Consider the following 13,622-nt stretch of genomic DNA (forward strand, 5'->3'; position numbering starts at 1 on the left):
CGTATAATAATTAAAAGTAATGTTATTTAATTACTAAAAAGATAGATGAGAACTTAGTTACCTTTTATCTTGTTAATCGCTACAGGGCGTAAACGTAAACACATTAAGTTTTTTTATAAATGCTAAAAAATAATTGATGTTTTTTAATAAAACGTGTTATTCTAATGGTGTTAGATAAAAAATGTAAGAGAGTGAAATTGTTTTTACTAGCAATTAAGAATTTTGGAGACTGAGATATGGTTTCGAAGAATAACCGTATTAAAAAAATGGAAAATGCCGCTGAACGTCAATCTCATTTTGGAATTAGGAAATTGACGATTGGTGCGGCTTCTGTATTGCTTGGTACGACTCTTTGGATGAGTAATGAAAATGTCGTTCAAGCTAGCGATAATGGCAATGATGGTAATAATGGCAATCATGCTGCTGATGATAGCAAGACTGAAATGCCAAAGATTACTGACGATACTAAAGTTGTTATCGAAAAAAGTGATGATGCTGCTAAAGCAGCGCAAGCACAATCACAAAATCAAACTAATGACAATGCACAATCACAAGAAGCTCCAGCAGATCAAAATAAAGTTGAAAGTTCTGCTGTAGAAAAGGCTCAAACTGAAAGTGCTCAAGCAGATACTTCAGTTCAACAAACTGAACAAAATACTGAAAAATCTGCAAAAAGTGATAAAAATCAAACTACTAAGGATCAAGTAGCAGAAAATGCTAAAAAGGCTTTTGAAGTTCAAAAGCAAAAAGCAGAAAATGTTACAAACTCAAATAGCAAGACTGAAACTACTAATAAGGAATCTAGTGCTGAAAGTGCAAAACAATCAAGTACTCAAGAAGCAACTAAAGCTGCCGAAAGTGCTGAAAGTAATGTAACTAAGGCTATTGATAATAGTAACGCTACTTTAGCAACTACTAATGAAGTAGCTGCAGCAAGTCAAACTTTAAAGACTGCTGGTATTCAAGGTAATACCAACCAAAAAGACAATAAGTCTAATGACAACACAGTTAGCGTGGATCTTTCTAAGCTTGGAGTAACTGGTACAACTGATAAAGGAATTCAAAAGACTTCTCTTGCAGTTAACAGATTACTTAGTGCAAATACTCAAAATTTAGAAAGTAACGAAGTTAATGTACAACAATTTAGTTCACAAACATTAGCACAATTGTTTGGTGCTTCATTTGTTCAAACTACTAGTGGAAGTGGAAGCAGTGATGCAACAGATATTGCTAATACTACTATCGATTTTAACTTTACTGATCCAAGTGGATATAACACTACTGTAACTGGTATTCCAGCTGATAAATATGGATATGTGGCTGACTATGATACATCTAGAAAGATAACTTATGTCCTCGCTACTGATAGATCTAATCCGGGACAAACGCTTTATCTTTATGCTAATGGACAACTAGTCGCAAGCTCTTCACAGTCAACTACCCCAAGTAAACCTACTCTTGGTGGTAAATTAACTATTGACCAAACAAATGGAAACACTTACCAGGGAGGAACTTATAATTATGTTAAGACAATTACAAGTTCTCTTCCAGGCACAGGATTAAATACTTTTACTCGTATAGATGTAACTGATGGAGACGGTAAAAGTCCAGTTACTAATGGAGCTAGTGGATCTGCTGATCAATCTGCTCGTACTTTACAAATGATCTGGAATAACGGCGGTAAGACTGTTGAAAGCAGTAATTGGCAAAGTATTGGTGGATTAGTTCCAATTAAAGTAAAGCAAAATGTTTGGTATGTAGATGCAGATACTGGTGAATTACTAGCTCATAAAGTATCTGCTGACACCATTTCAGGACAAGAATACAACTTAAATGGTGCTCAATATGACAAAATTACTGCTAATGGTAAAACTTATGATCTAGTTAAGAGAAATAATGGAGTATATGATGCAAGTCAATTGGCTACTGATCGTACTTTAACTACTAATAACGGTGTAGCAATTAAGGCATCGGACTTATTAGATACGCCATTGACTGGTCAAATTAAAAACTATCGTGCCGGTGATATTAACTTTACTGTTACTAATACTGGTCCCAATAGACTCTATGTAACCCAACAATTAGACACCAAGGGTACTGTAACTTTGAATGCTTATGACGCAGAACGTTATAATGGTACTGATTGGAAAGCTATGTATGTTAGTGATATGGCTCGTCCTACTTTAAGGTCAGGTGGGATAGCTGATGGTGCTAAATCTGAATTTGTTAATAATGCAACTAATGGTAACCAAGATGTAATTATTCTTTACAAGGCTGCTACTCCTGTTGTTAACAAGCAAAAGGCAAGCATTACTTTTGTTAACGATGATAATAATGGTGCAAGTTTAAGTCCACAACAAAATGCAAGTGGGGATGCAGGTAGTCAAATTAGCTTTGACAATGCAGGTACTACTGTTGCTAACTTGATTAGCCAAGGTTATGTTTACAATGGTACAACTGGTGATGTAACTAATGGTGCAGCTAGTGGTAGTTTTACTAGTGTTGGCTTCCCAGTTTACGATAATGATGACAACACCAACCAAGCATTTGTTGTTCACTTTAAGAATCCAGTTCAAACTCCTACTTACCACCAAGGCGTTGAAGAATCTAAGACTATTCACCGTACAATTAACTACTACGATAAGGTGACCCGTGAAAAGATTCCATCTAACTTGATTTCACAAAATCCAGTCACTGATTCAGTAACTTTCACTCGTACTCAAATTTTGGATCAAGATGGTAAGTTTGTAGGTTACGGTACGATTAGTGCAGATGGAAAGTCAATCCTTAAACGCCAAGATTGGCATACTGCTGATGGTGAAAGTAGTACTCAATTTAATGCCAAGCCTTCAAGCGATCTTAGTGCGTTCAACTACACTGCTCCTGAATTCCAAAATGGAGATAATGCAAGCATTGTGGCAGCACATGATGTAACACCAGATACTCAAGATCTTGTTTACAATGTTTACTACGGTCACCAAACTAAACAAGTAACTACTAATGAAGATGTAACTCGTCGTTTCCACTACATCTTTACTGATGGTACTACGCCAGAAAGTCACTTGACCCCACAAGCAGATCAAAAGGTAAGCTTTACTGGAACTGCTACTAAGGACTTGGTAACTGGTACCACAGGTCCTACAACTTGGAGTCCCTCAACTGGTACATTAGCTCACGTTGCTGGACAAACTGTTGCTGGCTACCACATCACAGGTTATGTAAATGCTAACGCTGATGGTAGTGCAGATGCAGTTACTGTAAATCCAGATTCTGGTGATATCGATGTAACTATTGTTTACACTCCAGATGCTAAGACTCCAGATACTCCACAAAAAGCCAAGGTTACTATTTACGATAAGACTGAAAATAATAAGCAATTATCTAATTTTGAAAATAACAATGGTACCAAGGGTAGTGCAATCAGCTTTGACGGTGAACCACAAACCCTTCAAGCTTACTTGAACTCAGGCTACGTATTTGATAGTGCAACTGATGCAAATGGCAATTCAATTGGAACTGCTTCAAACATTAACTTTGGTAATTTTGATAGTATTAATGGCAATGTTCAAAGCTTCAATATTTACTTGGTTCACGGAACTGATACTAAGACTGAAAAGGCTACTACTAATGCTCACGTTCACTATGTTGTAGCAGGTAACGAAGCTAACAAGCCAGCTGCTCCAGCAGATAGCCCAACTCAAACAATCAATTGGACTAGAACTAACACTACTGACAAAGTTACTGGTACAACTACTGAAGGAACTTGGACTCCAGACAAGAACAGCTTTACTAGTGTAACTTCACCTGAGCTTACTGGTTACACTCCAGATCAAGCTGTAGCTAACTTTACTACACCACAACCTAACCGTGATCAAGTAATAACTGTTGTTTACAATCCAAATCCTCAAGTTGATCAAAAAGCTGATCTTGTTATTTATGACAAGACTGATAATAACAAGGAGCTTAACAACTTTAACAATAGTGGTAAGACTGGTACCCCAATTTCATTCAGTGGTTCTGCAAACTACGTTGCTGATTTAATTGCTAAAGGTTACAAGATCGATAGTTTTGTAAATGATCAAAACCAAACTTCTAACCCAACTTCATATGATCAAATCAACTTTAGCAACTTTGATAACGACAGCAACAGTGATCAACACTTCAAGTTGTACTTAGTTCACGACACTGAAAATGTAACTGACAAGAAGACTACTACTTCAACTGTTCACTACGTTGTTTCAGACGGTAAGACTACTCCGCCAACAGACAACGTTCAAACTATTACTTGGACTCGTCCAGGAACTAAGGACAAGGTAACTGGTGTAACAACTCCAACTGGAAATTGGACTACTCCAGATCACTACAATGATGTACCAACACCAAACCTTGATGGATACACTCCAGACAAGACTAATGTTCCAGGACCAATTCCAGATCCAAATCAAAACCCAACAACTGTTGTTACTTACAATCCTAAAACTCCAGAAGCACCGACTTACACTGGTACTACTGAAACTAAGACTGTAACTCGTACAATTAACTACTACGACAAGGTAACCGGTGAAAAGATTCCTAATGAATTAATTAAGGAAAATCCAACTACTCAAAACGTAACTTTATCACGTACGCACGTTGTTTCATCAACTGGTCAAGATATGGGTTACGGCAGCGTTACCGATGATGGTAAGACCTTTACTAAGGCACCAACTGCTGATGGTTGGAACACTGGTGACTGGGCTCAAGTAACCTCACCAGATCTTTCAAATTCTGGTTACACTGCTCCTGATTTGGCACAAGCGGATCATGTAACTGTTGATGCAAACACCAAGGATGCTGTGGTTAATGTTTACTACGGTCACCAAACTGAAGTAATTACACCAAACAATCCACATAATCCTGGTAGAAATGTTAACCCTAACGACCCACGTAATAAGCCATCAGTTTACCCAGATGGTTTAACTAAGGAAGCTTTAACTACTGAAGTAACTCGTCACATTAACTATGTTGGTGTAAATGAAGACGGAACTACTACTCCAGTAAATGGTTCACCAGATGGTAAGAATACTTACACTCAAACCGTTTCCTTTGAACGTAATGCCGTTATTGATAAGGTAACTGGTCAAATCTTAGGCTACAGTACTGATGGAACTACCAATGTAACTACTACCGATAAGGACCGTGCTTGGACTCCAACAACTCAAAATATGAGTTCAGTTGATTCTAAGACTCCTAGTGAAGTAGGTTACGACAAGGTTGACATTTCAACTGTTGGTGGCGTAACTGTTTACCCAGGTCAAAAGGTGAACGATGTAACTGTAACTTACACTAAGAACAAGTCACCTGAAGTTACTCAAAAGGCAACCCTTGAAATTATCGATAACAACGATGCTAACGCACCTAAGCAATTAGCTTCATTTAGTAACGAAGGTAAGAGCGAAGATCAAATTACTTTTGCTAACTCAAATGAAATCCTTCAAAGCTACTTAAGCCAAGGATACAAGGTTCAAAAGACTGCTGGTAACCTTAGTGGGGATGCACAAAGTGGTTACACTTACCCAACTTACGGTAATACTACTCAAGACTTCAAGATTTACTTGATTCACGATACTGAAGATAAGACTGAAACTGCTCAAGCCACTGCCCAAGTTCACTATGTTGTTGCTGATAATGGTGTACAAGCTCCAAAAGATAGTGACCTTCAAACTATTACTTACACTAAAACTAATAAAGTAGACAAGGTGACTGGTGCAGTTGTAAATGAAGGTGAATGGAAGGCTGATAAGAGTGCCTTTACTGATGTAACTTCACCAGATCTTTCTAAAGATGGTTACACTCCAAGTCTTGAAAATGTTCAATTCAATGCGCCAGAACGTAATGTAAACCAACGTGTAACTGTTGTTTACAACCGTTCTGCTCAAGCTGCTGATTTACAAATCATTGATGACAATGATCCACAAAACCAACGTGTATTGGCAACTTACTCAGCAGGTGGCGAATCAGGTAAGCAAATTAGCTTCGATGGTTCAAATACTCAATTGCAAAACTACTTGAAGAATGGTTACACATTTGAAAAATCCGAAGGTCAAGGTATGAGTGGGGATGCAGCTAACGGCTTCACTTACCCAAGCTTTGACAATAATTCTAAGACTAACCAAAGCTTCAAGATTTACTTGAAACACGCAACTGGTGAAAAGAAGGAAACTGCAACTACTACTGCTCATGTTCACTACATCATGGCAGATGGTACTAAGGCTCCTGATGATAGTGCAACTCAAACTATTAATTGGTCTAGAACTAACACAGTTGATCAAGTAACTGGTGCAGTCGTTAAGGAAGGTACTTGGTCTTCTGATAAGAATGCCTTTACTGATGTTGATTCACCAACAGTAATTGGGTACACTCCAGGCACTAAGACTGTAAAATTTGCTACTCCAGAACGTGGTGCTGACCAAGTAGTAAACGTTGTTTACACTAAGGATGCTCCAACTCCAGATAAGCAAAATGCCTTAGTTGTTTACCAAGACGTAAACGATCCAGCTCACCCGATTGATTTAGGCCATAGTGATCAATTAACTGGTGAAGCAGGCGATAGTATTAACTACAGCACTGCTAATAAGATTGCTGAATATGAAAAACAAGGTTACGTATTAGTATCAAACGGCTTTGACGCAAATGGTACTAAGCCAAGCTTTGACAATATTAACGGTAATACTCAAACCTTCTATGTAACCTTTAAGCATGGTATTCAACCAGTAACTCCAACAACTCCAGGTACTCCAGATCAACCAATTAATCCTGATAATCCAGATGGCCCTAAGTACCCATCAGGCACTGATAAGACTAGTTTAACTAAGAACGTAACTCGTACTGTTACTTACGAAGGTGCAGGCGATAAGACTCCAAGTCCTGTAACTGATACTCTTCACTTCCAAGGTACAGGTTACTTAGACAAGATAACTGGTAAGTGGACTGATGCAGATGGTAAGGAACTAAGTGATCAAACTAAGGGTATTACTTGGACAATCACTGATGGTACTAAGGATGAAGGTAGCTTTAACTTAGTTCCAACTAAGCATATTGATGGTTACACTTCAAAGGTTGTAACTGACGGTGCTGACGATGGCAACGGTAACGTTAAGAGTTACACTGGTATTACTCATACAAGTGACAATATTAACGTTGTAGTTCAATACAACCCAATTGTTGCTGAACAAGGTAACTTAATTGTTAAGTTCCACGATGATACTGATAACAAGGACTTGCCTGGGGTAGGTACTGATACTGGTACTCAAGATGTTGGTACTCAAGTAACTTACAACCCAAGTACTGATTTAACTAACCTTGAAAATAAGGGTTACGTTTACGTATCAACTGATGGTAATATTCCTCCATCAATTGTTAAGGGTACAACGACTGTAACTATTCACGTAAAACATGGTACTGTCCCAGTAACTCCAGACAATCCAGGTACTCCAGATAAGCCAATCAATCCTAATGATCCAGATGGTCCTAAGTATCCATCAGGCACTGACAAGGCTTCTATTGATAAGACTATTACTCGTACAGTTCATTACGAAGGAGCAGATCAATACACTCCAAATGATGTACAACAACCAGTACACTTCACTGCTAAGGGCGAACTTGATCGAGTAACTGGTGAATGGACTAAGGAATTAACTTGGTCAGGAGATCAAACATTCAACAGTGTAACTACACCTAAGATCCCAGGCTACCACGTAGTAAGTGTTGATAAAGATACAACTGATAACCAAAACGTTGATAGTGCTAAGATTAGCCACACTGGTTCAGACTACACAGTAACTGTTAAGTACGCTAAGGATGCAGCTCCAACTCCAGATACTACAACTGGTAAGGTAACTTACATCGATGATACTGCTCAGACTACTTTGAAGACTGATTCACTCAGTGGTAATGTTGGTGCTAATATTGATTACACAACTCAAGATAAGATCAATAACTACATCAACATGGGTTACAAGTTAGTATCTAACAACTTTACTGATGGTAAAGAAGTCTTTAACAAGGATGCTTCTAAGAACGACTTTGAAGTTCACTTGGTACATGACACTGTTCCGGTAACCCCAGACAATCCAGGTACTCCAGATAAGCCAATCAACCCTAATGATCCACGTCCAAAGGATGAACAACCTAAGTATCCAACTGGTACTAGTGAAATTGATCTTACTAAGGACATTACTCGTACAGTTCACTACGAAGGAGCAGATCAATACACTCCAAATGATGTACAACAACCAGTACACTTCACTGCTAAGGGTGTTCTTGATAAGGTAACTGGTGAATGGACTAAGGAATTAACTTGGTCAGGAGATCAAACATTCAACAGTGTAACTACACCTAAGATCCCAGGCTACCACGTAGTAAGTGTTGATAAGGATACAACTGATCACCAAAACGTTGATAGTGCTAAGATTAGTCACACTGGTGCAGACTACACAGTAACTGTTAAGTACACTAAGAATGATGTTCCAACTCCAATCAAGCAAGGAACTATTGAAGTTGTTTACCACGACACAACTGATAATGTTGATATTCCAGGTTATGGTAGAACACAAACTAAGGAAGATGAAGGAACCTCATACAGTTACAATCCAAATGATAAGGATTTGCCTGCACTTGAAAACAAGGGCTATGTACTAGACGGTGAATTACCAACAATTCCAACTAAATACACTGATGGCGATCAACGAATTGTAATTAATGTAAAGCACGGTACACGTCCAGTAACTCCAGAAAAACCTGCAAATCCAACTGATCCTGTAGATCCACAACATCCAGGCACACCAACACCAAGCAATCCAAACTTATCAAAGACTGATTTGGAGAAGAGCATCACTCGTACTGTTAAATACCAGTACGCAAATGGCGCTAAGGCTAATGATGATTCAGTTCAAACTGTTAGCTTCAAGGGACAAGGTACTATTGACTTGGTAACTGGTAACTTGGTAAATGTTGATAAGGATGGCAACATTGTTGATCAACGAGGTAAGATTACTTGGGACCATGATTCACAAGAATTTGGTAATGTAGATGCAATTAACCATGATGGTTACTACGTATCCAATGTAAGTGAAACTAATACTAGTGCTCAAGTTACTGACACTGCAGTAGCTAAGGAAACCATAACTCCATCAAGTCAAAATAGTACAATTGTTATTACTTTGACTAAGAATCCAGAAGCTCCTAAGACTCAACAAAATGCTCAATTGACTATTCGCGATGTGACTCCAGGTCAAGAGCAAGATTTAGGTAGTTACACTCAACCTGGTCTTGAAGGAGATGCAATTAGTTTTGGTAATGCTCAAGAATTTATTCAAAACTTATTGAACAAGGGCTACGTTTGGGATGGTGCTTCATACAACGGTACTAACTTAGATGCTACTAATTATGCTGGAATTAAATTTGGTAACTACGACAACACTGATGATAAGAATGATATCAGTCAAAAGTGGGTAATCAATTTAGTTCATGGTGTAACTCCAGTAAATCCAGATCATCCAGATGACAAGGATGGTTACACTAAGAAATACCTTGACCGCACAATTACTCGTGACGTAACTTATGTTGATGAAAAAGGTAATGAGATGCCAGGGTTAACTCCTGAACATCAAGAAGCTAAGTTCCAAGGTTCAGGTTACTTAGACAATGTAACTGGTAAGTGGGTAACTGTTGAAAATGGTAAGATCACTGGTTTAGCTCAAGGCTTAACTTGGACTCCAGATAAGGATGCCAACTTTGATGCAATTGCAGCTAAGACTGCAGAAGGTTACCACGTAGTTTCTGTAAGTGGTAACGGCATCTCAGGCTTCACTGTTAGTCAAGATGGTGCTGTAACTGCTCAAACTGTAAGCAAGGATACTCCAAGTTCAACTATTAAGGTTGTTTACGCTAAGACTCCTGTAACTCCAGTTCCAGCAAATGGTTCAATCGTTTATATCGATGACACTACTGGTACCACTCTTGAAAATGCAAACTTTGGCGGTAACGTAGGTGATAAGATCAATTACACAACTGCTGATAGAATTGCAAATTACGAGAAGAAAGGTTACAACGTAGTATCAAATAACTTCCATGATGGTCAGGAAACCTTTACTAACGGTGAAAACAAGTTTGAAGTTCACTTAGTTCATGCAACTACCCCAATTACTCCAGAAAATCCAGGTAAGCCGGGTCAAGAAGTTCCAAATCCAAATGATCCAAACAATCCACATACGATTCCGGACAACTTCGTACCACAAACTTTGACTAAGACTGTAACTCGTGATGTAACTTACGTTTACGAAGATGGCAGTCAAGCTGAAACTCCAGTTCACCAAACATTTACTTTCAACGGTAACGGTATTGTCGATCTTGTAACTGGTCAATTGGTAACTGTAGAAAATGGCAAGATCACTGGTGCAGGTAAGATTACTTGGAATGCGGATAATCACGACTTTGATGCAACTAAGGCAATTGATACTACTCAATACAACATTGTTAAGGTTAGTGAAAACAATACTTCAGCTAATGTTGATATGAGTAATGGTGTAGTTGCTAGTGAAACTATCAATCCGAACAGTCAAAATAGTAAAGTTGTAATTACTTTGGCTAAGAAACCTGTAACTCCAACTCCAGTGGAAAAGGGTACAGTAATTGTTAACTACGTTGATAAGACTACTGGTAATACTTTGGAAACTGCAACTTCAACTGGTAATGAAGGATCAAACGTAAACTACAGTACTAAGGACACCATCACTAAGTACACTAACCGAGGTTACAAGCTTAGTCATGATGGTTACCCAACAGGAAATGTAACTTACACTAACGGTACTCAAACTTACACTGTTGAATTAGTTCATGATACTGTTCCAGTAACTCCAACGGATCCAGGTAAGCCAGGTCAACCAATCAATCCAAACGATCCAAATGGACCTAAGTACCCAGACGGTACTGGTCGAACTGATTTGACTAAGACCGTAACTCGTACTATTAACTACGTTGGAGATGGATTGAACATTCCAGCAAGCCATACTGAAATTGAATTCACTGGCAGCGGAGTACTTGACAAGGTAACTGGTCAATGGACTACTCCATTAACTTGGACAGTCAAGGGTGGAGACAGCGACAGCGGCAACTTCGAACAAGTTGACGGACCAAAGGCCGACGGATACTACATCACTAACATTTCTTCATCAAATGAAGACTTGGGTGATATTGATTCAACTACAGGTACAGTTGCTTCTAAGACAATCAACCATGCAAATGGCAATATTGTAATTACAATCAACTACGCTAAGAAGACTACCCCAACCCCACCAGATCAAACTGTAGTTGGTAAGCAAGTAGTTCACTATGTAGATGAACAAGGTAATAAGTTACGTGATGACAATACTAACGAGACCTTCGTCTTCACTAAGCCAGGTAAGACTGGTCAATGGAATGAAACTAGCCATAAGTACGCAGATGCAAATGCAGTAGTAATTGATGGTTATGTATCAGACCAAAAGACTTACGAAGGTCAAACTGCAACTCCAGAAGATGCCAACAAGGAAATCACCATTGTTTACCACAAGATCGGTAAGATCATTCCAGTAGATCCATCCGGAAATCCAATTCCAGATGCGCCAACACCTGGCTACCACAATGATCCAAACGATCCAAGTAAGGTAACGCCAAATGAACCAACACCAAACGTACCAGGCTGGACTACTGATGTTCCAAATGTAACTCCAGAAGTACCAACTAAGGATACTAATGTTCCTTACACTAAGAACACTCCAACTCCAGCTCAAGGTTCAGTAACTATTGTGGTTCATGATAAGACTACTAACACTGATTTAACTGACTATGGCTACACTACTGGTACAGTTGATGAAGGCAGCAAGGTTGTTTATGATCATGACAAGACTGTGACTGACTTGACTAATAAGGGTTACAAGCTTGTTCAAGATATTGCGGTTCCTTCAACTGTTGATGGTTCTAACAAGACTTTGACCATGATTGTTGAACATGACACTGTAACAATCACTCCAGACAAGCCAGGTACTCCAGGTCAACCAATTAATCCTAACGATCCAAACGGACCTAAGTGGAATAATGGTACTGATGCTAAGAGCTTGACAAAGACTGGTACTCAAACTGTTCACTACCAAGGTGCAGGAAACCAAACTCCACAGGATAACGTTTCAACTGTTAAGTTTGAACATAGCATTACTTATGACCGTGTAACTGGTAAGGTTGTTAAGGATAATGGCTGGACTTCAAGTCAAACTTACGAAACTGTTGCAACTCCAACTGTTGATGGTTACACTCCAGATCAGACTAACGTTGGTGGAGAAACTGTTTCAGTTGATCAAAATGGTAATGGTGATATTGATAAGAGCTATGTTGTAACTTACACTAAGAATCAAGTTCCAACCCCAACTCCTACTCCAACACCAGAACCACAACCAACTCCACAAACAGTTAATGGTAAGCAAACCATTACTTTCGTTGATGGCGATAACGGTAATACACCACTTCGTGATCCAGATGTTCAAGCTCACAAGTTCACCAATGGTGAATCTAGTTACACATTTGGCACAATCAACGTTCCAGTAATTGATGGCTATGTTGCAGAAGTTAAGACTGCCGGTGGTAAGACAGTAACTCCAGCAAATCCTGACGCAAACGTAACAGTTGTTTACCACAAGATCGGTAAGATTGTTCCAGTTGATCCAGATCACAACCCAATTCCAGGTGCAGATCAACCAAGTTACCATAACGATCCAACTGATCCAACTAAGGTAGTTCCGGATGAACCAGTTCCTACTATTGATGGATATACTCCTGATCAAGATTTTGTCACTCCAGTAGATCCAACCAAGGATACTGAAGTAGTTTACAGAAAGCATGAGACTCCTAAGAAACCTGAAACTCCAAAGACTCCAGAAGAACCAACCATTCCAGAAGAGCCTAAGAAGCCAGCTACTCCAAAGAAGGAGAACAATAAGCCAAAACCAACTACACCAAAGCCAACGCCAAACTACAACAATAATATTGCTCCACATAGCCAAAACGGTTACTGGAATAACAATATTGCACCACACGCAACTAGCGTAAATGGCTGGACCAACAATATTGGCCCTCACGGCGAAACAGTAGATGCAAATGGCAACATTGTTGCACCAAACGGAGAAATCATTGGCTATGTAGATGCAAACGGTAATCCACACTACACCAAGAGTGGAGAAAAGAACAAGACTTTACCACAAACCGGTGAAAAGACTAATGAAGCAGCAGCCCTACTTGGCGGATTGTCTGCAGGATTAGGATTAATCGGACTTGCAGGTGTGAAGAAGCGCCGTAGAAAAGAAGACTAATGAAAATTAGTTAAGAAAGAAGCAAGATGCAAAGAGCATCTTGCTTTTTTGTTGCTTAATACTTTTTAAATAACAACAATCACTGTTATTTAATTGCTGAGAAGTCTATTTATTATAAAAAAACTTACTTTTTAAACTATATATTTCAAAAATCAAATATAATTTATAAAATCATAATTGTTACGTAAAAATGTATATAACTCTTACAGCTGCAAGGTATTAGATGATGTACGTTTTTTACAG

General features: G+C 38.8%; 1 protein-coding gene. It reads left to right on the top strand.

Going from position 1 to position 13,622, the window contains the following annotated elements; translation table 11 throughout:
* Positions 1-236 precede the first annotated feature (236 nt).
* Positions 237-13,379, top strand: coding sequence for a mucin-binding protein (locus tag KBW87_RS02430; protein ID WP_057810325.1), 13,143 nt, complete (start codon positions 237-239; stop codon positions 13,377-13,379).
* The last annotated feature ends 243 nt before the right edge of the window (positions 13,380-13,622 follow it).

This window comes from Lactobacillus intestinalis (genome assembly GCF_024397795.1).
GTDB classification, from domain to species: Bacteria; Bacillota; Bacilli; order Lactobacillales; family Lactobacillaceae; genus Lactobacillus; species Lactobacillus intestinalis.